Genomic DNA, 21,785 nt, shown 5'->3' on the forward strand with positions numbered 1-21,785 from the left:
CCCTCCCTTGCGTGAGACTGGATGCCACCAGTTTGACAAGATTCGCGCGCGAGCACAGGCACCCACCTGCGGCGCCACGAAATTCCGGGGAAATGGCGACACGCCGTACGCGTCGAATTGACGCAATCCAGGGCGGGGTCGAACCCCGAAACAGACCACGATCCGACAGCCGGCCATCTCCGGGTCGAATTTTCACGGGCAACCCGTCATGAATGCGCCACAACCCGCCAGAAACGGTTCCTTGCCCCGCCCACCCGGGTAGCCGAAAATAGCCCCCTGTCTGGTGTCCTGGCTTCCGATGATCGATTCCGCCCGCTATCCGCGCCTGTCGCGTATCGACAACCCTGCCCGGTTGCGCGAATTCCCCGAGAGCGAACTCGGAGAAATCGCCCGCGAAGTGCGCGACTACCTGGTCCAGTCAGTGGCCAGTTCCGGCGGCCATTTCGGCGCCGGCCTCGGCGTGGTCGAACTGACCGTCGCCCTGCACTATCTCTACGACACGCCTGCCGACCGAATCGTCTGGGATGTCGGCCATCAGTGCTATCCGCACAAGATCCTGACCGGCCGTCGCGACCGCATCACCACGGTCAAGAAGAAGGATGGCCTGGCTCCGTTTCCGCGTCGCGAGGAGAGCGAATACGACACCTTCGGCGTCGGCCATTCCTCGACCTCGATCAGTGCCGCCCTCGGCATGGCCATTGCCGCCCAGCGCAAGGGCGACGAGCGCAAGATCGTCGCGGTGATCGGCGACGGCGCGATGACCGCCGGCATGGCCTACGAGGCGCTCAACCATGGTGGCGACGTCAAGCCTGACATGCTGGTCATCCTCAACGACAACCAGATGTCGATCAGCGAGAACGTCGGCGCGCTGACCCAGATGCTGGCCCGCCTGATGTCGAGCCGCACCCTCAATCGCATGCGCGAAAGCGGCAAGAAGATGATGAAGCGCGAGGGCTTCCTCTGGCGCTTCGCCAAGCGTTGGGAAGAACACGCCAAGGGCATGTTCATGCCGAGCACGCTGTTCGAGGAACTCGGCTTCCACTACACCGGACCGATCGACGGCCACGATATCCCGCAGCTGGTCGGCGCCCTGCGTACCCTGAAGGAACTGAAGGGGCCGCAACTGCTGCACGTGATCACGACCAAGGGCAAGGGCTATGCCCGCGCCGAGCGCGAGCAGATCGATTACCACGCGGTCGGTCCGTTCGATCCGGACAAGGGCCTGGCCAAGAAGGGTGCGTCCAAGCCCACCTACACCGAAATCTTCGGCGACTGGCTGTGCGACCAGGCCGCCGCCGACCCGCGCCTCCATGCGATAACCCCGGCCATGCGCGAAGGCTCCGGCCTCGTGCGTTTCTCCAAGGCCTGGCCGTCGCGCTACTTCGATGTCGGCATCGCCGAGCAGCATGCCGTCACGCTCGGCGCCGGCATGGCCTGCGAGGGCGCCAAGCCGGTCGTGGCGATCTACTCGACCTTCCTGCAGCGCGCCTACGACCAGCTGATCCACGACGTCGCCCTGCAGAATCTCGACGTGCTGTTCGCGATCGATCGCGGGGGTCTGGTCGGACCGGATGGAGCCACCCACTCGGGCAGCTTCGATCTTTCCTACCTGCGCTGCATCCCGAACATGGTCGTGATGGCGCCGGCCGACGAACGCGAATGCCGGCAGATGCTCAGCACCGGCTTCCGGTACCAGGGCCCGGCCGCGGTCCGCTACCCGCGCGGCAGCGGCCCCGGGGTTGCCGTCGACGACGACCTCGCCACCCTGCCGATCGGCAAGGCCGAGGTGCGACGCGAGGGCCAGGGCATCGCCCTGATCGCCTTCGGTGCGCTGGTCGCCCCGGCCGCCAAGGTCGCCGAGACGCTCGGCGCGACCCTGGTCAACATGCGCTTCGTCAAACCCCTGGATGAGGCCCTGGTCCTTGAACTCGCAGGCAGTCACGCCGCCTTTGTCACCCTCGAGGACAATGCGATCGCCGGGGGTGCCGGCGCCGGCGTCGGCGAGCTGCTGGCCGCCCGCGGTATCGTCCTGCCGATCCTGCATCTCGGTCTAGCCGACAGCTACCTCGAGCACGCCAGCCGCGAGGAGCTGCTCGCCGAATCCGGACTCGACGTGGCCGGCATCGAGGCAGCGATCCGCGCGCGCTTTGGCGAGTTCATTCCGGTTTCGGCGATTCGCAGCACCGGTTGAGCGGGCATGAGTGGCGGCGCGGGTTTCGACGTCCTTCCCTGCGTTTCCGCTTCGTTGCTGCAGGCGCGATCAGTCGCGATGTCTTTTCCCATCTGATGCCGAAGCATTGGACCTGAGGGCTCTCCAGCAAAGGGCGTGCGCGGAAAATTTGCAGGCTTCGATGGCCGGCCTCGCGTTTCCGCCTCGTTGTTGGTGGCGCTGGCGCTTACCCCAATCCACAGGTTGATGCGACGCACGATTCCCCATCTGCAGATCTACGAAAAGCCGGATTGAAAGGTTGTAGCCTGGCCGCCGCATGACGTAGGCTTGCGCTGAGCCATGGAAGGCATGGCGATACCAGGGGACGACCAACGTGAATCATCCGATCTTGCGGAAGATTGCCTGCGCGCTGCTACTGTGTGCGCTTGTTTCCGGTTGCGTGACGGGACCCCAGCGGCGCGCATTCGACCGGACAGGCAGCGATACGATCAACTCTATCGAAGTGCTGCCCATGCGGCATAGCGAAATCGATCTGTTCATCTTCAACAATCCCGGATACAGCTTTGGCCTGATCGGCGTGGCGATCGCCGAAGCCAACCGGGCACCGAAGTCGAACTGGTTGCAATCCGAAGTCGGCAAGGCCGGCTTCGACCACGTTGCCACATTCGATTCAGCGCTCACGGAGGCGCTGCACGCCGCCGGCTACGAGTTGAACTGGAGTCCGAGTCCGATGGAATCGGCCAATTCGGATACGCGTCGCGATAGAAGCGGATTGCGCAAGAGTTACGAGCCCAGCAGCAGCGACGCCCAGCTCGATGTCGGTTTCGGCTTTGTCGGCTATGCCTCGGCGGGCTCCGGCGACAGCGCACCGTACCGGCCCACGGTCGTGCTGAACGCAAGATTGGTCGATTCGACTGGCAAACGGGTGCTTTTCGAAGACCAGATCGTCTACAACGCGGTCGTGCCCGGGACCTCGGCGGCCATCACCATCAACCCCGACGAGCGCTACCGATATCCTGATTTCGACGATCTGCAGGCGGCCGGTCCGGTCGCGATCGAAGGTTTGGCACCCGCCTTCGTGGCAACCGCAAAGGAACTCGCAAGGCAGTTGCAGCGGTGAAAGCTGCGCACGCCCTGGCGCTGCTCGCCGGCATCCTCGGGCTTGTGCCGCTCCGGTTGGCACATGCGCAACCGGACTGCCTGCCGATGCGCCAGGCCACCGCGGTCGAGTTGCCCGAGTTGGGCGTTCGCAAGGCGAAGACGGTCCATCGCGTCGTCCACTTCCCGCTCGATGCCGAATGCCTGGAGGGCGCGAACGGATCGCGGCAGGCCATCATCGTCGCGCTGGCCGCGCCGCCGACCCAGGTAACGATCAGTTCGATTTCCAAAAGAAAGGTCGGCATGGTTCCGGTACAGGTCACTCTGCTCGATTCGGCCTGGAATCCGCTTCGCCATTTCATGTTTTCGGAATTCACGCAGCGCGGTTTGCGCCGCAGCCTGGCCTTCCACCTGGATCCGGCACTCGATCCGCGCTTCCTGCTGGTGGAGCTGGATACCGGCGCGTTGGGCCGGTCGGATTCCCTGGTTTCGGGAGAGTCGACGACCGTGGTGTGGGCAGCGGGAGGCGTCATGGGCACGATCACCAACGGAAGCGAACGAACCCTGGAAATGCCTTACGTCGACGTTGGAGACGTGGATATCGAATTCACCCGATTCGAACAGGACATCTCGTTGCTCAGCCAGGGCGCAATGGCGCCCAGCAGGCACCGCTGATACGGTCGCGTCCGGCGAGATCGGGCCAGCAGCGCACATGCATGAAACCAGCCTCCTCCAGAATGGAGGCGACCGCGCTGGCCTGCGCGTAGCCGTGTTCGACCAGTAGCCAGCCTCCGGGCGAAAGATGGGCCGGCGCATCAGCGATGATGGCACGGATGGCATCAAGGCCGTCAGCGCCCGATGCCAAGGCCGAGGCCGGCTCGAAGCGCAGGTCGCCCAGGGAAAGGTGCACGTCATCGGCGGCAATGTAGGGCGGATTGGAAACGATCAGGTCGAATACCCGGCCACCCAGCGCGGCGCACCAGTCGCCCTGTGCGAATTCGACGTTGTCGATACCGAGATCGGCGGCGTTCGATCGCGCGACCTCGAGCGCGGCAAGCGAGCGGTCGGTGGCGAGGACGCGGGTGGCGGGGCGCTCGCTGGCGATGGCCAGGGCGACCGCACCGGATCCGGTGCCGAGATCGGCCACCGAGAACGAGGCATCGAGCGGAATGCGTTCGAGCGCGAGTTCGACCAGCAACTCGGTCTCGGCACGCGGGATCAGCACATCGCGGCTGACCTTCAGATCGAGCGTCCAGAAGCCACGCTGGCCGAGCAGGTAGGCAATCGGCTCACCGCGCCGGCGCGCTTCCATCAGCGCACGGAATCGCGTCTCGGCCTGCGCATCGGGTACGTGGTCGGCGTGCGCGAACAGCCAGGCGCGCTCCGTGTCGAGAGCCCGGGCGAGGAGGATCTCGGCCTCGTGCCGTGACTCGATGTCGCCGGGCGTGGTCCATTCCGACAACAGTTCGCGAATCTCGGGCATCGTTCGCTCAGGCCGGTGGTGGAGGTGTCTGCGGCAGGTCGATCGCGGACTCTGGGCGGGCGACCCGCCACGGCCGCCAGTAGCCGCCGCTCATCCATGCCGTGAAGCCCTGGCGCAGCCAGCCGACCACGGCCCAGGCCAGCCACAGCGCCCAGACCAGCATGACGCCGTTGTAGACCCATAGCGGCAGCGAGATCACGCTGGCCGTCGGCAACGCATCCGTACTGCGATCGGCAAACCACTGCAGCTGGTTTGCGTACGAACCATTGCCGCGCACGACCATGTCCGGCGAGCCAAGCAGGCCGTTGCGAATGCTCTCGAACAGACAGACCAGGGCGACCAGGCTGAGCACGGCGATGCCGAGCTGGACCAGATTGAAGCGCCAGTTCGTCTCGGGCGCATTGCGCCCGCGCCAGTCGAGCGCGAACAGCCAGGCCACGACGACGACCAGGGCCAGCCACGAGAAGGTCGAAAAACCGAGCACGAGCAACAGCCAGTGATGGAAGCGCAGGCGGCCCTTGCGCCAGCGCGCCAGCAGCCAGGCGAGGATGATCGCGACGACGAGTTCGCCCCAGAACAACACGGCCGGGCCCACTGCGGGACCGAACGCGGCGAGCAGCCAGCGATCGCCGGGAAGGGTCGCGACGAGGTTGATGTTGGCGGCGGGCAGGCCGAGCGCGATCGGCGGCGTCGCCACGATCGTCGCCATCAGCGCATTTTCGCGCAGTCGCACCTGGAACTTCTGCAGGCCGGGATTGATCGGCAGGCTGAGCTTGCCATCGAGGATACGCGCGCCGATGGTCGCGCCGTCACGACTGACGTCGAGCAATTCGACGTCGGCGGGCAATCCGATCACCTGGTCGCCGCCCTGGCTCGCACGCAGGTCGAACTGCAGGGTATGGGTGCGCGCGCGCAGGCCGAACTCGCTGGCCAGGCTCAAGCGGTCAATCGCACGGGTCGCCCCTTCGACCGCTGCCGGCTTGCTGACTTGCACGGTCAGCGTCTCGCCGGGCAGCGGATGGAATTCGAACTCGTGGAAGCCGTCTCCATCCGCCGAGGTCGTGGCCGTTTCCGGTACGCCGCTGAACTCGACGTGCCAGGTCGGACCGGCGAGGATGCGCCAGACCTCGGCATGGCTGCCGAGATCGGGAGCGGTCAACTCGAGCGTCGAGGCTTGTTCAAGCGTGCTGCTCCAGCCGGCCTGACCTTCGCGATCGGCCATGGCCAGGGTCAGCTTGCCGTCGCGCAGCTTGAGGCCCGGGGTCGAGACGTGTTCGCCGTTGAGGATCGGTACGCTGATCGTGAAACCGCCTTCGCGCGGCGCGAGGCGTTCGACGACGTTTTCGACGCTCCACTCGAGGTCGAGGTTGATCGTCCGGTAGAGGCGCACGTAGGGCGGGAAGCGTTGTTCCGCCGCGGCGGTCGGTTCGCTCGAGCCGGCCCGGGCACGCGCGAGGGTCAGGGTTTCGGTCAGCAGGCGCTCGTCGGCGATGCCGCTGGCCTGCCAGTCGGCGGCACTGACCCGGACGCGTGCAGGCATCATCGGAAACGCGAGTGCGATGCGATCGCCGAGTGTGGCGAAGTCGAACTCGACGCGATGCACACCGCGCTCGACCGCGATCCAGGATTTGCCGGCAATGCCGGCCAAGGCATCACGGGCGACACCGTCGATGCGGATCGACTCGAGCCGCAGCGAGGCCTCGTCACCCGGCACCGGCACCGCGCTGCGATCGAGCGCATGTACCTCGAGGGCGACGCGCAGGCGGTCACCGGCCGCATCGACTTCGGCGTTGGCGAGCCTGGCGCAGCTCGGAGCACAGGGCGGCGCCTCGAGCAGGCGCGCCTGCAGCTGCTGCAGCAGGCTGTCCGGCGGGAATTCCTGGGCGCGCGCCTGCGGCATCGAGAGTCCGGCCAGCCCCAGCACGAGCAGTGCGACGCCGGCACTCGATTTCAGCCCAGGGAGGCGGACGCGGGCGTCACCGAACAAGCGCCAGAGCAACAGTCCGAGCAGGCCGACGAGGATCACGCGCAGCGGGCGCACGAGCCAGGGCGGAGCGATCAGCAAGCGGACTTGCTGATCGGCCAGGACCGGACCGCTCCAGTTCAGCTGGTAGCGATTGCCGAGTTGCCAGCCCGGCTCGCCGGCGCCGGTCTGGACCACGGTCGACTGGCTGTACCGGTTGTTCAATTTTGCACGCTTTGCAGGCGCCGCCCGGCTCGCATAGGAAATGACATCCTGTGCCAAATCGAGCCTGCCCTGCTCTTCGCTCTGCACGGGTGGGGGTGGTGGCGCTGCGGCCGGCATCGGCGCGCTGCGGACTGCTTCACCAACCGCGTTGGCTGCATAGTCTTCTGCAGGTCGCTCGAATTCGACGGTCGCGCTCTCGACCGCGGGAGTGCCCGACTCGAGTTGCGGATACAAGGCCTCGCGCAACTGGGTGGCGGCGAACGGCAGCGCAATCAGCGCGAGCAGGACCAAAGCGGCAACGCGCAAGCCGCGCGCGACGTTCGCCAGGCGCCCGGCCGGCAAGGTGCGCACGATCAGGGCCAGCACGATCACCGCCAGCAAGGTCCACAACGGCGAACCACCTTCCTGGTAGGCGAGCAGCAGGTACAAGCCGGCGAGGACGGCACCACTCCAGCCGAGCAGGCGCCCGGCGACGAGAACAATGATCGCGACGAGGAAAACGTCGAGCAAGGTCCAGCGCGAAAGCCAGCTGCCGCTGGCCTGGTCGGTACCGGGCGCGGCGATCAGGCGATAGCCATAGGGCAGATGAAGGGTCGTGGTGACCTGATCGAAGACCGCGCGCCAGCCGGAAACCGGCATCGATGCACTGGCCGACTCGATGCGAACGCCGGCGCTGAGGTCGACATCCGGTTTGCGCCACTCGACACCGCTGAGATCGGGGGAGGCGCCACGCGTGACCAGCAAGGCATCGTCGTTGTTCGAGGAAGCTTGCGCACGCTGCAGGCGGAACGGCGCGGCGACATCGAAGCGCCAACCGTTGCGCATCTGTCCGCTGATGCGATCGCGGGCAAACCAGCCGTCGCCGGAGAAATCGAGCCAGGCCTCGCGTTGCAGGCTGAGGCGATTGGCCACCTGGTCGTCGAGCCCGCGCGAACGCTGCTCGATGGTGAGCGTCTCGCCATTGTTCATCGCATACGCCGGCAGGGCACTCCATGCCGGCGGCACGTCGGCCTGACGCGGATCGACCTGGATCGTGCCGCTGATGCTGGTCACGCGCAGGCTCGGCACCGATTCATAGCTCCAGATCTCCTGCTCGACCCAGCCGTCGGGAAACCGTACTACCAGCGTGTCGATTGGCGTCGCGGCGCGCGCGCTCAAGCTGACGGTGCTGCTGCCGGGCTGCACCTGTACGTGCAGGCGACCCTCGTCATCCAGCCGCGCCGACCATTGCGGGCTGCCCAGGACCAGCGGGATGAAGCCCTCCGGCAGGACCGGACCGAGCACCTCCTCGCGCGCCTGCCCGGAGACGTAGAGGCGTATCTGGGTGGTCAGTTCGCCCGGAATGCCGTCCGTGTATTTGCGAAACACACGCAGATCGAGACTGTCGGCTTCGACCGTCGTGGTCTTGCCGCGACCGAGCGTGAGCTGATCGCCGGTGCGCTGCAGCGGCGCGACGCGCTTGCCGTCGACTTCGAGCGCGACGAGCGCGATCGCGGCCGGCACCTCGAGCGCCTGCGGCCGCTCCGACCAGACCATGCGTGCGCGCAATTCGTGGTCACCGGTGGTCATCCACAGCCGCGGACCGCCACGGTCGACCACGGCGACAGGCTTGCCATCGAGGGTGACCTGCTGTGGCCAGTGCGCGTCGCTGCCGGGCAGCGGTACCCAGCCGTCGATTTCGAGGTGCCAGCGCTGCTGCAGCGTGGCGCCTTGCGCGTCGGCGGCGATTTCGAGGGTACCGGGCCAAAGGCAGGCGAAATCACCCGGCTTCGTCGCCGATGCTCCCGCGAGCAACGGACATTCGCGGTATTGGCGATCCTTCATGACCCAGCCACGCCAGGCCTCGAGACTGGCCGGTATGGCGTTGGCCGCGGCTTGCGCGCTCGCGCAGCAAAGCAGGCCCAGCAACACGATCAATGGACGCATGAGCGACTCCTTGCGATTCGGATCGGCAGTGCCGTGCAACGCCCGTGGCGGGTGCCCGGGGTTTGTACGGCGTCGCCGGCAGCGGCGAAACCGCTTCAATGCGTGAGCAGGCGCCAGCCTTGTTCGAGACAGGCGAGGATGAAGCCGGTCAGGAAGAACAGGTAGCTGTAGCGCAGGTAGCGATACTTGTGGTGGGACAGGTAGGTACCCAGCGAATACAGATCCAGTGCCCAGGTCTTGTAGGGGGTGCCATCGGGCATCAGCACCTTGTTCATCTCGGCCAGGTAGCGTTCGCGCGACAGTTCGGCGAAGTGACCGAAGAACAGCAGGTTGAAATGCGGCGGCAGCGCTTCGTCCTTGAGCCGGATCGGCCGGTACTTGGGCAGCACGGCGAGGATGGCCAGCAGCAGCGCCACCAGGGTGAAACCGGCCAGGGTCAGGACCGAGACGCGCAGTTCGGGATCGGTCAGCCGGCCCAGCGAGAGGGTCAGCACGATCGAGGACACGGTGATGATGATGTTGGCCTTGGTATCGGCCATCGCCGACAGTTGCACGTGATGCTGCTGCGCAGTGCGCATCACGTTGTCCGCGGTATTGCGCTCCGGAATCTGGTCATAGGACAGCGGGGGCCGCGGGGTTTCGCTCATTCGGGCAATCCGGGTCGGTGGCTGACCGGCATCTTACTGCTTTGTGCGCCGATTTTTTGGTCAACCACCCTCCCCGGCCGGGCCGGCGAGGGTGGCTGATCGATCGACCCGGGCCCACGACGCGATGGCTCAGGGTTGGCTTGCACCCGCCGCGCCGACCTCGAACTCACCGACCAGCACGGTCTCCTGGCGATCCTCCAGACGCAGGATCGTCGACTGCTCGCGCGCCCGCGGCGTTCCGAACGCCGTGATCAGGGCCAGGCGCAGGGTCACCGTGCCCGAGATGAGCTGCTGGCGATTGCCGTAATAGTTCGCCTCGACCTTGTAGCGGCCCGGCAGCGCCGCCTTGAGCATGAATTCCTCCGGGCCGTAACCCGAGGTCAGGTCGGCCGACATGCGCCCGCCCTGGCGGGTCAGGCGATTGCCGTAGTAGGCGCGCTCGCCGTTCGGATCGGTCACCCACAGGTCCATGTCGGAGTTGTCGGCATCCCAGTTCAGCACCACGCGCAGGTCGACCGGCAGGTTGCGCAGCAGGCGCTTGTCGAAGCGCGAGGTGTCGATGGCGCCCGGGTGCGTGGCGATCAGTGCGTTCATTTCGGTCAGCGCGATCAGGCCGACCTCGGCGAAGCGTCCATCCCACTCGCGTTTGGCCACCTCGTAGAGCGCATCCGCCGCATCCTGCAGCGCACCGAAGTCGGCATAGGCAAGGCCGAGGTCGCGGAACGACTGCGGTTCGAACGGGGCGAGCTCGCGGACCTGCTCGAACAGCGGCACCGCAAACTGCGGCTTGCCGGCCTGCAGCAGGCGATAGCCGAGGATGCGCAGGATCGCGCGATTCTCGAGATCCATCTCGGCCAGATTGGACAGCACGCGCAGGCCGAGTGCGTCCTGCTTTCGTTCGAACAGCAGATCGGCAGCATCGAGATAAAAGGCGCTGCTGTTGAGCCAGTCCGCACGCGCATCGAGATAGGTCACGTAGAGATCGCTGTCGCTGGCGGCACGCAGGCGGGCCAGATAAGGCGCATCGGGCGTCCATTTCTTCAGGCCGATGCTGATCGGCGGTGCCGCAAACTGATTGCCGGCATCATTGTTGCGCGCGTCGGCATCCTGCTTGCTCTCGGCCGCCGAAGCAATCGCGCTGTCGGCGACCCCGCCAGCCAGCATCGGCGCCGGTTCGGCCATGGGCGCGGGAGGTGGTGCCGCCGGCTGCTCGCGAGAGGCCGGCGCCTGCCGCGTGCTGCCGACTGCGCGTTCGGCTCGGGCGAGTTCCTTCGCCAGTACATGGACTTCCGGGGTTTTCGGGAAATCGCGCTTCCACCAGGCGATCTTCTCGGCGTACTGCTGGGCGATCTGCTGGAGGTGCGCCTTGAGTCGGACGTCTTCGTCATGCGCATGGTCCGCCTTCAGCATGTCGTAGCGCGAGCGTAGCGATGCTGGCGGCTCGATGCCATGGCGCACATAGTCAGCGACGTCATCGAGCACGATCAGCGAGGTCTCGGCCGTGAGCAGGCCGAACTTGAGGCCGAGGCGACGGATCTGTTCGCGGTTCGCGGGGTTGTCGCCATCGAGCCGGTCGATCTCGAGTCGGGCCCATTGACGCGCGAGCAGCGGCGCCTCGTTGCCTGCGCCAGCGGCCGAGCCTTCGTCGCGGATTGGCACGCGAATGCGCCGCTGCCTTCCGTCCGGGTCGCGCAGCTGGACCTCGATCGCCGCCGGCAGGCTGCCACGGAACCTTCCGCTGATGCGCAGGCGGCCATTGCCGACGATGCGACGGTCGATGAGCAGTTCGCCATCGCCGGAATCCACACTCGCGGTGACCTCGGTTTGCGCCTGCAGCAGGGTGTCGATGGCTGCCTGGCGACCGCCGGCGAGATCGATCAATGCCCCGCTTCTGGTCGCTGACCGGTTCAGAACCAGGTGGCGCATCCAGGCACGGTTGGCCGAGGCCGAGGCGACCACGGGATAGATGCGCAGATCCGGATTCGCCGGGCGTTCGCGCGCGATGTCCGCACCGAAGTTGTCGAGACCATCGCTGAAGAACAGCACTTCGTCGATGCCGTTCGCTAGCGGCCAGTCGTGCAGGTTCGAGGCGCCATCGTAGACGGTGTCCTGCAAGGCGCGCCGCAGCGCCGTCCAGTCGCCTCCGCGAATCGTGAAGGAGGCGGCGGGCTCGGCCACGTCGCGCAGGCGGACAAGATCGACCGTGCCATTGCGCATGGCCTTGAAATAGGCGTCGAGCAGTGCGAATTCCGCGGCGTGATCGCGCAGGCGTCCGGACATCGAGCTGTCCCAGAAGATCGCGATGCGCGAAGGCAGGGCGCGCGCGGCGCGGCGCCAGGCGATGGGTGCGTCGAGCTGCACGTAGGTCTCGCCGCCCCAGCCCTGTGCGACCGCGGCGATGGCGGCGGCTTTCGCGCTGCCATCCGGAAGCGAAATTTCAAGCCAGCCACGCGCGGCGAAATCCTTGCGCTGGATCGTGCCGCGGTACCAGCTTCCACTTTGGGCCAGTTCGATCGGCCTGCCGTCGATGGCGAGGCCGCTGGGCGTACCAGCCGGCGAAGCGACCCGCACCTCGAGCGTGAAGGAGGCCAGTGGCTCGGCCTGGGCCAGGGCGAATCGATAGTGATAGCGACCCTGGGCTGATGCCAACGGCTCGCTGTAGTGGACGACGACGCGGCGCGTGCCGCGCGCCGGCAACGGGTAGACGCGAAGACGGAAGTTTTCGCCGGCGGTCGTTTCAAGCAGGGCCGGATCGACCCGACGCCGGATCACTTCTTCGAAGACCTGCTTGCCTCGGGCTTTTTCGACCGGTACCGCGTCGCGCAGTTCGCCATCGATGTCGAGGGCGAAGCCGTCGATCTCCTGGCCGGCCAGTAATGGAAACCTGAGCTCGCCTTCGAGCACGCGGTCGTTCGGGTTGAAGAACCGCATCTCGACCCGGGTACGCGCAAGACCGCCGGCGATCTCGCTGCGTACGTCCAGGGATTGCAGCTCGATGGGCTGTCCGCGCTTGCCGATATCGAGGCTGACCGGCGGCGGCAGCGGCGCCGTGTCGATGGAAATGCGCGGGGTCTGCGCACTGGAAATGGCCGAGCCGGCCAGCAGAGCCGAAAACAGGCAGGTCGCGATCGTTCGGTTCATCGGATTCGGTCCGTTGGAGACAGGATGCAACAGCAGCTGTTGCAGGATCGTCCAACGCGAGCGAATCCGGAACGGGGTCAGAGACCGTTAAACCGGACCCGCACTCCGTCATGGAATGCGGGTCCTCCCCCGAACGGGCCTCAGCCGAGGCCCGGCGAAATCAGGCAGCGGCCTGGGCCTGTTCACTGGCCACGGCGACCGCGTGGATGACCGCGGCGATGCGGGCCGCGCTCTGGATCGCCACCGGCGCCACGTCGTGCTTGCGCAGGGTCTTCTCGTGCGACTCCAGGCACATGCCGCAGCCCTTGATCGCCGAGACCGCCAGCGAGGCGAGCTCGAAATCGACCTTCTCGCAGCCCGGATTGGCCATCACGTTCATGCGAAGTCCGGCGCGCAGCTTGGCGTACTCGTCATCGCCGACCAGGTGAACGAAGCGGTAGTAGATGTTGTTCATGCCCATGATCGCCGCCGCCGCACGCGCGGCGTTCAGTTCGGCGTCGCTGAGCTGGCCGTCGAAATGCGACCTGACCGCGGTGGTCAGCGGCGCGTGGCGCGAAGCGATCGCGCTGGCGATGGCGATGATCGCGACCTGCTTCGGGTTGAGCCCGGGCGCGCCCGATTCACTGAGTACCGAATCGAGGTTGAGACGCAGGTCCTTGGCGTAATCGGGCAACTGGGCCTTGATGTCGTTGAGGTTCATCGGGTTCTCCTGGGGTTCGGGTCGACAGCCGGATTCGTCCTGCCCACGGGCAGGATGCGGATTCGGCATTGGAAAAAGGGGGCGGCGGGTTCGGGGAGGAACCCGCCGCCCGGGACGGCGCCGTGGGGAGGGGAGGTACGACGCCGTCCTGACAGTCGGGCAATGATTGCGTGAATACATCACCCTGGAGAACGCCCCCCTGATCTGGGGTCGGCTTTCGCGGGCACAAGGACCGCGACACTTTGCCGTCAGGCGTCTCCGGTTTTCGTTCAGGCAACCTTTAGCACGTCGTCGCCCTTGTTCCAGTTGCACGGGCAGAGTTCGTCGGTCTGCAGCGCATCGAGCACGCGCAGCACTTCCTGCGGGTTGCGGCCAACGCTGCCGGCGGTCACGTAGGCGAACTGGATGACGCCATCCGGATCGACCAGGAAGGTCGCGCGCTTGGCCACGCCCTCTTCCTCATCGAGGATGCCGAGTGCCGTGGTCAGGCGCTTGGCCGTGTCGGCCAGCATCGGGAACGGCAGGTCGTTCAGGTCCTTGTGGTCCTTGCGCCAGGCCAGGTGCACGAACTCGCTGTCGGTGCTCGCCGCGAGCACCTGGGTGTCGCGATCGGCGAACTGGCTGTTCAGGTCGCCGAAGCCCTTGATTTCGGTCGGGCAGACGAAGGTGAAGTCCTTCGGGTAGAAGAACACGAGCAGCCACTTGCCGGCGTAGGTCTGGTTGTTGATCGTGGCAAACGCCTTTTCGACGCTTTCGGTGGATACGGTGGCCTTGAGATTGAATTCGGGGAACTTGTCGCCAACAGTCAGCATGGATCGCTCCTATTTGGAAGTGGGAAGAAAACGGGGTTCTGGTCGGACAGCGCCGACCGATGGGGACAGTCTAGTGATCCGGTTTCAATCAATCCAATTGATTGATAGTATCCGTTCGATAGTCACAGACAATGGCCCGGCAGCATGAACCTGCGTGACCTCCGATATCTGGTCTCTCTTTCCGAATACAAGCATTTTGGCCGTGCGGCGGAGGCCAGCTTTGTCAGCCAGCCGACCCTGTCGACGCAGATCAAGAAGCTCGAGGACGAGCTCGGCGTGGCCCTGGTCGAACGCACGCCGCGCAAGGTCCTGCTGACCGAGGTCGGTCGCGAGATCGCCCTGCGCGCGCGCGACGTGCTGAACGAGGTCGAGCAGATCAGGGCGATCGCGCGCAGGACCCTCGATCCCGAGTCGGGCACCGTGCGCCTCGGCATTTTCCCGACCCTGGGTCCGTACCTGCTACCGCACATGGTGCCGCGGATACGCGCACGCTTTCCGCGCCTCGAGTTGCTGCTGCTCGAGGAGAAAACCGAAAACGTCCTGCGCCAGCTGCGCGAAGGCCGCATCGACGCAGGCATCCTCGCCCTGCCCGTGCACGATCACCAGTTGCATGTGGAAAAGCTGTTCGAGGAACCGTTCGTGCTGGCCGTGCCCGAGGACAACCCGCTGGTCGAGCGCAAGACGCTGAAGCTCGAGGACCTGGCCGACCAGAGCATCCTCCTGCTCGAGGACGGCCATTGCCTGCGCGACCAGGCCCTCGAGGTGTGCCAGCTGGCGGGCGCCGGCGAGAAGACCGGGTTCCGCGCGACCAGCCTCGAAACCCTGCGCCAGATGGTCGCCGCCAATGTCGGCATCACCCTGCTGCCGACCCTGGCGGTCAAGCCACCGGTGCCGCAGGCCGACCATGTGCGCCTGATCCGCTTCAGCGGTCGTGCGCCGAGCCGTCACATCGCCATGGTCTGGCGCAAGAGTTCGGCGCTGAACGGATTCCTCGCCGATTTCGCCCGGCTGTTCCGCGAACTGCCGGCGCAGCTGCTCGATCCGGACGACCTGTTCGACGATGCCCCGGCGCCTGGACCGGGGGCCAAGGCAGGTGCGCCGAAGGCGGCCGGCGGCAAGCGAGCAAGGAAGGTTGCATCGGGCAGTCATTGAGCCTGCCGATGGACTCCATCGGCACAGTCTATTTCCACCCTGCCGCGCGTGGTGCTACGTTGCGGCAGGCAGCGCCACCCTCGGTCGATTTCGTCGCAAGTCCCCACTCCAGGAGGTGAACACCATGAGCACGCTGAAAGGCTCCCGCACTGAAGAAAACCTGAAAGCCGCATTCGCCGGCGAATCGCAGGCCAATCGTCGCTACCTCTACTTCGCACAGAAGGCCGATGTCGAAGGACACAACGATGTCGCCGCGGTGTTCCGCTCCACCGCCGAGGGCGAGACCGGCCACGCGCACGGCCATCTCGAGTACCTCGAAGCGGTCGGTGATCCGGCCACCGGCCTGCCCTTCGGCGACACCGTGGCCAACCTGAAGAGCGCCATCGCCGGCGAGACCCACGAGTACACCGACATGTACCCGGGCATGGCCAAGGCCGCCCGTGAGGAAGGTTTCGACGAGATCGCCGACTGGTTCGAGACCCTGGCCAAGGCCGAGCGCTCGCACGCCAACCGCTTCACCAAGGCGCTTGGCGAAGTCGCCGCCTGACCGGTAGACCTGGACGCAACCCGCTGCGGCGGGTTGCGTACCGACGGAGCCCGCGGCTCCCCTCTGCGAGTGCGCCGCAGCGCGGCAACGACTGCAAGGACTCCCATGGCCGATCAATCCTCAGGTTCCCGCGAAGGCAGCCTGGACGCGCCGACGCGCCACCCGCTGGACTGGAAGAATCCCGGGTTCTACGACCAGGCCGCCCTCGACAAGGAGCTCGAGCGGGTCTTCGATATCTGCCATGGCTGCCGGCGCTGCGTCAGTCTCTGCCATGCCTTCCCGACCCTGTTCGATCTCGTCGACGAGTCGCCGACCATGGAAGTCGATGGCGTGGCCAAGGCCGACTACGCCAAGGTCGTCGACCAGTGCTATCTGTGCGACCTCTGCTACCAGACCAAATGTCCTTACGTGCCGCCGCATGAATGGAATGTCGATTTCCCGCACCTGATGCTGCGCGCCAAGGCGGTCAGGCATCGCGACGGTGAAACCACGTTGGCGGCGAGGCTGCTGTCGAGCACGACCGCGGTCGGCAAGCTCGCCTCGATCCCGCTCGTGGTCAAGGCGGTAAACGCAGCCAATCGCGCCAGGCCGACACGTGCCCTGCTCGAAAAGACCCTCGGCGTCGATCGCGAGGCGCGCGTCCCCGAATACCATGCCGACACGGCGCGCCGGCGCATGAAGGGAATGGATGGCGGCGCGGCGCAAATCACGCCGGCCGGCCGCACCCGCGGCAAGGTCGCGCTGTTTGCCACCTGCTACTGCAATTACTCCTATCCGCAGGCGGTCGAAGACCTGGCTGCCGTGCTGCGCCACAACGGGGTGGCCGTGAAACTGGTCGAGCGCGAAGTCTGCTGCGGCATGCCCAAGCTCGAACTCGGCGACCTCGAATCGGTGGCCCGCTACAAGGAAAAGAACATCCCGGTACTCGCCGCGGCCGTACGCGACGGCTGGGACATCACCGCGGCGATTCCTTCCTGCGTGCTGATGTTCCGCCAGGAACTGCCGCTCATGTTCCCGGACGACGAGGACGTGCAGCTGGTCAAGCGCCACCTGTTCGATCCGTTCGAATACCTCTGGCAGCGCCACCAGGCCGGTCTGCTCAAGCTCGAGTTCGCCAACCCGCTCGGCAAGATTGCCTACCACGCCCCCTGCCACCAGCGCGTGCAGAACATCGGGCCGAAGACCCGCGACATCCTCAAGCTGGTCGGCGGAACCGAGATCGAGATGATCGAACGCTGCTCGGGCCATGACGGCACCTACGGCGTCAAGAAGGCGACCTATGCGATCTCGCGCAAGATCGCCAAACCGGTCGAAAACCGCGTCAGGCAGGCCGGGGCCGCCCACTTCGCCAGCGATTGCCCGATGGCCGCCTCGCACATCGCCCATGGCCTCGGCGACACGCCAGGCGCCGAAAGTCCGCTCTCGCTGCTGCGCAGGGCCTACGGAATCTAGAGAAGCTCGCATGCAGAAGCTGAAGCGCACCGACCTGTTCACCCTCGAGGCCTATGCCGCCGAACGCACCGCCTTCCGCGCCCTCGTGCTCGCCCACAAGCACGACCGCAAGGTCGCCCTCGGCGAGCATGTCAGCCTGCTGTTCGAGGATCGGCTGACGATCCAGTACCAGATCCAGGAGATGCTGCGCATCGAACGCATCTTCGAAGCCGAGGCGATCGAGGAGGAACTGGACGCCTACAACCCGCTGATTCCGGATGGCGGCAATCTCAAGGCGACCATGCTGATCGAATACGAGGACGTCGAGCAGCGCAAGGTCGCACTGGCCCGCCTGGTCGGCATCGAGGACCACATCACGGTCACGGTCGACGGACATCCGCCGGTCCGCGCGATCGCCGACGAGGACATGGAGCGCAGCAACGAGACCAAGACCTCGGCGGTGCACTTCCTGCGCTTCGAGTTCAGCGAAGCCATGGTCGCCGCGGCCCGGGCCGGCGCACGCGTCGAATTCGCCAGCAGCCACCCGGCCTACCTGGAACGGACCGAACTGGCTGGCGCCACCCGCACGACCCTGCTCGCCGACTTCGACTGAAGCGCAAGGCGCAGCCGGTCAGGCCACCGAGCTCGCCGCAAACGCCTGCACGCTTGCAACGCGCTCGAGCCCCGCAGCGACATCAGCCAGAAGATCCGATCCGTCCTCGATGCCGACCGATACGCGCAGCAGGCCATCCGCGATGCCCGCCCGTTTGCGCGCCTCAGGCGCCATCGCCGCGTGCGTCATGCCGGCCGGATGGCAGATCAGGCTCTCGACGCCGCCGAGTGATTCGGCCAGGGTGAAACAACGCAGCCCCTCGACGAAGACCCTCGCCGCGGCTTCGCCGCCCTCGAGTTCGAAGCTCAGCATGGCCCCGAAGCCGGCCTGCTGGCGTTTCGCCAGCGCGTGCCCCGGATGCGTCGCGAGCCCCGGATAGTGGACGATGCCTACCGAGGGATGGCGGTCGAGCAGCTCGGCCAGGGCGCGCGCATTCGCCTCGTGCACGTTGAAGCGTGCCTTCAGCGTACGCAGCCCGCGCAGGGTCAGGTAGCTGTCGAACGGCGCGCCGGCCAGGCCGAGGCAGTTGCACCACCAGGCCAGCTTCTCGCCGAGGACCGCCTCGCGCCAAAGCACCGCGCCGCCGACGACATCGGAATGACCGTTGATGTACTTGGTCGTCGAATGCACGACGATGTCGGCATTGAAGGCGAACGGCTGTTGCAGGATCGGCGATAGAAACGTGTTGTCGACCGCGGCCAGGGCGCCGATTGCGTGGGCCGATTCGACGACATGGCGGATATCGGTGATGCGCAGCAGCGGATTGGACGGCGTCTCTACCCAGACCAGCTTCGGCTTTTCGGCCAGGGCCGCGGCCAGCGCCAGCGGATCATGGAAATCGACGAAGGCGACGCGGTAGAGACCACGTTGGGACTGCGCATTGAACAGGCGCCAGGTACCGCCGTAGCAATCGTGCGGCGCGACCAGCAGGTCACCCGGTTCGAGCAGGGCCGCCACGAGGGTCACGGCGGCCATGCCGGTCGCAGTGACCACGCCGCCCTGGCCGCCCTCGAGCTCGGCGAGGGCACCCGCGAGCGTGTCGCGGGTCGGATTGCCCGAACGTGAATAGTCATACTGGCGCTTCACACCGAATCCGGCGAAGCTGAAGTTGCTCGACAGGTACAGGGGCGGCATCACCGCGCCATGGGCCGGATCGCGGTCGACGCCGGCGCGCACGGCCGTGGTGGCGAGGTTGGGAATGCTCATGCCGGGATCTCCGCTGACAGACAGGACTGGATGATGGTGGCGATCGCGCCTTCTTCCTTGAGGAATGCGTCGTGCCCGAATGGCGACGTAATGCGGACCAGTTCGGCATGGCTGCCGATGCGGCGGACGAATTCCCTGGCCAGCGCAAGCGGAACCAGCAGGTCCTCGTCGATGGCGACGACGGTAGTCGCCGCCGCGATCGTCTCCGGTTCGCACAGGTGGTGGTCGAGCGAGCGCGACAGACACAGGAAACTCGCGGCGCTGAAGCGCGAAGCGAAGCGCTCGCCGTGCGCGACGAGCCAGCCGAGCACGCCGCTGGACGGATCGGACTCACCGAATCGATCCTCGAGTTCGCCGGGCGTGCGATAGCCGAGCACGGCGAGCTGGCGGGCACGGACCAAGGCGTCGCGTCGACCGTGCTTCGTCGTCGCCGACTCGATGCCGGCGCGCTGCAGGGTGCGCAAGGCCAGCGCCCACGGGCTGGCCCGGTGTGCCGCGCCGATCGCGATCAGGCGTCCCAGACGATGACCGAGAAGACCGGCAAGACACTGCCCGACACAGGCACCATAGGAGGCGCCGACCACGGCGTCGACCCGGCCGATGCCGAGATGGTTGAGCAGGAGCAGGATCGCGTGGGCCTGGTCGATGCTGTCGACCGGCGGGAATTCACGGTCGTCGCGCGGTCCGCTCGATTCACCGGACCCGCCGAGCCAGTCGATCGAGATCAGACGAAATCGTCGCGGATCGAGGGCCCGAGCGGGTCCGCATTGGGCCGTCCACCAGGTGCCGATGTCGCGCCCGGCGGAGATGCCGCCGAGGACGACGACGACCGGCGCCCGCTGTGGACCCCAGCTCTGCCAGGCCAGCGCACCATCGGCCAGCAGCGAGCCGCAGGCGAGCCTGAAATCGTGCAATGGAAGGATGCCGCGCCGCGCAGCGGCGCCGTCGGTATCGCCTGGATCAACGTGTTCCTGTAGTGCCGCCATGACGCCCTCTGCCGTTGCGTACAGGGAGCGGCGACACTCCGCAGCGCGGAATGCAGCTCATCTCCCGGGATCAAGCCCGCTGGAGTTGGCACCGTCAGCGTTCGCTGTGGTTGCCTCGGCATCAAAGGGCCAGTCCCTCCGCCGATCTCGATGAACGGGTACGACTGTACTTGCAGAACGCGTGGACGTCAAGACGTCTAGACGTCTATTTGAATTCAATCCTGACCGTAGACGATCAGCGCATGCAGTGGCGCCGGCCACAGCCAGCGCGTCCTGCCCGCAAGCGCGGCGATCTCGATGACGACGGCGGCGCCGACGATTTCCGCCTCGGTCCGGGCGACCAGCTCACCCGCCGCAGCCAGGGTGCCGCCGGTGGCCAACACGTCATCGACGATCAGGACGCGCGTGCCCGGGCAGACCGCATCGGCGTGCATTTCGAGACGATCCGTCCCGTATTCGAGCGCATAGTCGATGCCGATTTTCGCCGCCGGCAGCTTGCCCGGCTTGCGCAATGGCACGAAACCGCAGCCGAGCGCGGTGGCCACGGCCGCGCCGAAGATAAAGCCGCGCGCCTCGATGCCGCAGACGCAATCGACGCGCTGGTCGCGGAATGGGGCGGCCAGGAGCCGGATCGATTCGGCGAATGGTCCGGCATTGGCCAGCAACGGGGTCAGGTCCTTGAAGCCGACGCCGGCTCTTGGAAAGTCTTCGATGTCGCGGACCCAATGGGCGATGCTCATGCAGGCGCCTCCTCGTGCGCTTGAGACCTGCGTTCAGGTCGATGGGAACCGATGAAGATGCCCAGCATGCACAGGCCGACGCCGATCCAGTCGGGCAGCGCCGTCGGTCGCTGGAACAGCAGTACATCAAGCATGAACGACATCGCCGGCTGCAAAAGCAGCAACAGGCCGATGATCGACGCCGGCAACTGCGGGATCGCCCTGAGCAGCAGGATCCAGCCGAACACCTGGCCGACCAGAGCAAGACCCAGCAGGGCCGACCAGGTCTGCAGATCCGGCAGGGCCAGGCTGTCGCCCTCGAACAGGATGGCCAGGCCAAGCAGGCCCGCGCACTGCAGCGACATCACGCACAGCCATTGCGCGGCATGCAGGTGGACTCCGCCACTGCGTTGCGCCTGGCGCATGCTCAGCATGTAGATGGCATAGGCAATGCCGGTCAGCAGGCCGAGGGCGACGCCGAGCCGATAGCCGCCATCCAGCCGCGGCCAGTCCAGGCCGACCAGCAGGTAAAGGCCCGAGAAGGCCAGCGCGACGCCAAACAGGAAGGGAGGATGCAGACGTTCGCGGTGGAGCAGCCAGCCGGCCAGGGCCATCACGAAGACCTGGAAGTTGGCCAGCAAGGTGGCCAGCCCGGGACCGACCCGCAGAATGCTGCGGTGCCATAGCATCAGGTCCAGGGCAAAGGCCAGTGCAGGCGCCAGCATCCACAGCAGGTGCACGCCGCGCAGGCGTTGCCAGCGTCTGAATGCAAGCAGCCCGACGAGCAGGAACAGGCCGCCGAAGGCGACGCGGTAGAACGCCGAGACAGTCGGACCGACATGGGCCAACCTGACGAAGATGCTGCTGGTGCTGATCAATGCGGCGCCCGCGATCATCTGCAGCAGCGCCGGACGCGGCAATCGTTCGCTACTCATTGGATCGGACTGGGTCCGCAACAACCCGAAT

The 21,785-nt window shown here is 66.3% G+C and carries 17 protein-coding genes and 1 riboswitch; of the genes, 7 read left to right on the plus strand and 10 right to left on the minus strand.

Translation table 11 applies throughout. The features are described 5' to 3' along the window. Positions 1-298 precede the first annotated feature (298 nt). The 3 genes from dxs to BM125_RS13930 all read left to right on the plus strand — a co-directional run bounded on the left by dxs (position 299) and on the right by BM125_RS13930 (position 3,943). Positions 299-2,191, plus strand: coding sequence for a 1-deoxy-D-xylulose-5-phosphate synthase (gene dxs / locus BM125_RS13920; RefSeq protein ID WP_092409011.1), 1,893 nt, complete (start codon positions 299-301; stop codon positions 2,189-2,191). 490 nt (positions 2,192-2,681) lie between these two features. Then, positions 2,682-3,290 (plus strand): hypothetical protein, encoded by a 609-nt coding sequence (locus BM125_RS13925; protein ID WP_139225008.1) that lies wholly within the window; start codon positions 2,682-2,684, stop codon positions 3,288-3,290. Then, the gene (locus tag BM125_RS13930) at positions 3,287-3,943 is read left to right on the plus strand and encodes a hypothetical protein (RefSeq protein ID WP_092409015.1); all 657 of its coding nucleotides are present in this window, start codon (positions 3,287-3,289) and stop codon (positions 3,941-3,943) included. The genes BM125_RS13925 and BM125_RS13930 overlap by 4 nt, the downstream gene beginning before the upstream one ends. Here BM125_RS13930 and prmC read toward each other — a convergent pair. The 6 genes from prmC to BM125_RS13960 all read right to left on the minus strand — a co-directional run bounded on the left by prmC (position 3,906) and on the right by BM125_RS13960 (position 14,165). Then, positions 3,906-4,751 carry a peptide chain release factor N(5)-glutamine methyltransferase gene (gene prmC, locus BM125_RS13935; protein ID WP_092409017.1) on the minus strand — a complete coding sequence of 282 codons (846 nt, stop codon included), beginning with the start codon at positions 4,749-4,751 and terminating at the stop codon, positions 3,906-3,908. The genes BM125_RS13930 and prmC overlap by 38 nt on opposite strands. Before the next feature lie 7 nt (positions 4,752-4,758). Continuing rightward, positions 4,759-8,865 carry a hypothetical protein gene (locus BM125_RS13940; RefSeq protein WP_139225009.1) on the minus strand — a complete coding sequence of 1,369 codons (4,107 nt, stop codon included), beginning with the start codon at positions 8,863-8,865 and terminating at the stop codon, positions 4,759-4,761. A 95-nt stretch (positions 8,866-8,960) separates the two neighbouring features. After that, positions 8,961-9,512 (minus strand): Pycsar system effector family protein, encoded by a 552-nt coding sequence (locus tag BM125_RS13945; protein ID WP_092409021.1) that lies wholly within the window; start codon positions 9,510-9,512, stop codon positions 8,961-8,963. 129 nt (positions 9,513-9,641) lie between these two features. Beyond that, positions 9,642-12,653, minus strand: coding sequence for a VIT domain-containing protein (locus BM125_RS13950; RefSeq protein ID WP_092409023.1), 3,012 nt, complete (start codon positions 12,651-12,653; stop codon positions 9,642-9,644). 160 nt (positions 12,654-12,813) lie between these two features. Next, on the minus strand, positions 12,814-13,353 hold the full coding sequence (locus tag BM125_RS13955) for a carboxymuconolactone decarboxylase family protein (RefSeq protein WP_092409025.1): 540 nt from the start codon (positions 13,351-13,353) through the stop codon (positions 12,814-12,816). 269 nt (positions 13,354-13,622) lie between these two features. Further along, positions 13,623-14,165 carry a peroxiredoxin gene (locus BM125_RS13960; protein WP_092409027.1) on the minus strand — a complete coding sequence of 181 codons (543 nt, stop codon included), beginning with the start codon at positions 14,163-14,165 and terminating at the stop codon, positions 13,623-13,625. A 144-nt stretch (positions 14,166-14,309) separates the two neighbouring features. Between BM125_RS13960 and BM125_RS13965 the strand changes: the two genes are divergently transcribed. The 4 genes from BM125_RS13965 (at position 14,310) to BM125_RS13980 (ending at position 17,908) form a co-directional block, all read left to right on the plus strand. Then, a complete protein-coding gene (locus BM125_RS13965; RefSeq protein ID WP_092409028.1) occupies positions 14,310-15,317 on the plus strand; it encodes a LysR substrate-binding domain-containing protein in 1,008 nt (335 codons plus the stop codon). Positions 15,318-15,441: 124 nt separating this feature from the next. Beyond that, complete coding sequence (locus BM125_RS13970; protein ID WP_092409030.1) at positions 15,442-15,864, plus strand: rubrerythrin family protein; 423 nt, start codon at positions 15,442-15,444, stop codon at positions 15,862-15,864. 105 nt (positions 15,865-15,969) lie between these two features. Beyond that, a complete protein-coding gene (locus tag BM125_RS13975) occupies positions 15,970-17,316 on the plus strand; it encodes a heterodisulfide reductase-related iron-sulfur binding cluster (protein ID WP_092409032.1) in 1,347 nt (448 codons plus the stop codon). Positions 17,317-17,326: 10 nt separating this feature from the next. Further along, complete coding sequence (locus tag BM125_RS13980; RefSeq protein ID WP_092409034.1) at positions 17,327-17,908, plus strand: DUF3501 family protein; 582 nt, start codon at positions 17,327-17,329, stop codon at positions 17,906-17,908. Positions 17,909-17,926: 18 nt separating this feature from the next. Here the strand turns inward: BM125_RS13980 and metB are convergent, their stop codons facing one another. The 4 genes from metB to BM125_RS14000 all read right to left on the minus strand — a co-directional run bounded on the left by metB (position 17,927) and on the right by BM125_RS14000 (position 21,754). Beyond that, positions 17,927-19,114 (minus strand): cystathionine gamma-synthase, encoded by a 1,188-nt coding sequence (metB, locus tag BM125_RS13985; RefSeq protein ID WP_092409036.1) that lies wholly within the window; start codon positions 19,112-19,114, stop codon positions 17,927-17,929. Continuing rightward, positions 19,111-20,100, minus strand: coding sequence for an alpha/beta fold hydrolase (locus BM125_RS13990; protein ID WP_092409038.1), 990 nt, complete (start codon positions 20,098-20,100; stop codon positions 19,111-19,113). Before BM125_RS13990 ends, metB begins: the two co-directional genes overlap by 4 nt. A 54-nt stretch (positions 20,101-20,154) precedes the next feature. Next, a riboswitch (SAM riboswitch) is annotated at positions 20,155-20,257 on the minus strand. Positions 20,258-20,315: 58 nt separating this feature from the next. Beyond that, positions 20,316-20,840, minus strand: coding sequence for an adenine phosphoribosyltransferase (locus BM125_RS13995; RefSeq protein ID WP_092409040.1), 525 nt, complete (start codon positions 20,838-20,840; stop codon positions 20,316-20,318). Continuing rightward, positions 20,837-21,754 carry a DMT family transporter gene (locus BM125_RS14000; RefSeq protein WP_092409042.1) on the minus strand — a complete coding sequence of 306 codons (918 nt, stop codon included), beginning with the start codon at positions 21,752-21,754 and terminating at the stop codon, positions 20,837-20,839. Before BM125_RS14000 ends, BM125_RS13995 begins: the two co-directional genes overlap by 4 nt. Positions 21,755-21,785: the final 31 nt, after the last annotated feature.

The sequence above is a fragment of the Dokdonella immobilis genome (assembly GCF_900115085.1).
In the GTDB taxonomy this organism is placed as follows: Bacteria; Pseudomonadota; Gammaproteobacteria; order Xanthomonadales; family Rhodanobacteraceae; genus Dokdonella; species Dokdonella immobilis.

What these genes read in the sequence shown, in the direction of transcription:
- BM125_RS13940 (WP_139225009.1), bottom strand. Translation starts at nt 8,865, where the DNA reads ATGCGTCCATTGATCGTGTTGCTGGGCCTGCTTTGCTGCGCGAGCGCG.
- BM125_RS13975 (WP_092409032.1), top strand. Translation starts at nt 15,970, where the DNA reads ATGGCCGATCAATCCTCAGGTTCCCGCGAAGGCAGCCTGGACGCGCCG.
- BM125_RS13990 (WP_092409038.1), bottom strand. Translation starts at nt 20,100, where the DNA reads ATGGCGGCACTACAGGAACACGTTGATCCAGGCGATACCGACGGCGCC.
- BM125_RS13960 (WP_092409027.1), bottom strand. Translation starts at nt 14,165, where the DNA reads ATGCTGACTGTTGGCGACAAGTTCCCCGAATTCAATCTCAAGGCCACC.
- BM125_RS13950 (WP_092409023.1), bottom strand. Translation starts at nt 12,653, where the DNA reads ATGAACCGAACGATCGCGACCTGCCTGTTTTCGGCTCTGCTGGCCGGC.
- BM125_RS13925 (WP_139225008.1), top strand. Translation starts at nt 2,682, where the DNA reads ATGCGGCATAGCGAAATCGATCTGTTCATCTTCAACAATCCCGGATAC.
- BM125_RS13955 (WP_092409025.1), bottom strand. Translation starts at nt 13,353, where the DNA reads ATGAACCTCAACGACATCAAGGCCCAGTTGCCCGATTACGCCAAGGAC.
- BM125_RS13945 (WP_092409021.1), bottom strand. Translation starts at nt 9,512, where the DNA reads ATGAGCGAAACCCCGCGGCCCCCGCTGTCCTATGACCAGATTCCGGAG.
- BM125_RS13995 (WP_092409040.1), bottom strand. Translation starts at nt 20,840, where the DNA reads ATGAGCATCGCCCATTGGGTCCGCGACATCGAAGACTTTCCAAGAGCC.
- dxs (WP_092409011.1), top strand. Translation starts at nt 299, where the DNA reads ATGATCGATTCCGCCCGCTATCCGCGCCTGTCGCGTATCGACAACCCT.
- BM125_RS14000 (WP_092409042.1), bottom strand. Translation starts at nt 21,754, where the DNA reads ATGAGTAGCGAACGATTGCCGCGTCCGGCGCTGCTGCAGATGATCGCG.
- prmC (WP_092409017.1), bottom strand. Translation starts at nt 4,751, where the DNA reads ATGCCCGAGATTCGCGAACTGTTGTCGGAATGGACCACGCCCGGCGAC.
- BM125_RS13980 (WP_092409034.1), top strand. Translation starts at nt 17,327, where the DNA reads ATGCAGAAGCTGAAGCGCACCGACCTGTTCACCCTCGAGGCCTATGCC.
- BM125_RS13970 (WP_092409030.1), top strand. Translation starts at nt 15,442, where the DNA reads ATGAGCACGCTGAAAGGCTCCCGCACTGAAGAAAACCTGAAAGCCGCA.
- metB (WP_092409036.1), bottom strand. Translation starts at nt 19,114, where the DNA reads ATGAGCATTCCCAACCTCGCCACCACGGCCGTGCGCGCCGGCGTCGAC.
- BM125_RS13965 (WP_092409028.1), top strand. Translation starts at nt 14,310, where the DNA reads ATGAACCTGCGTGACCTCCGATATCTGGTCTCTCTTTCCGAATACAAG.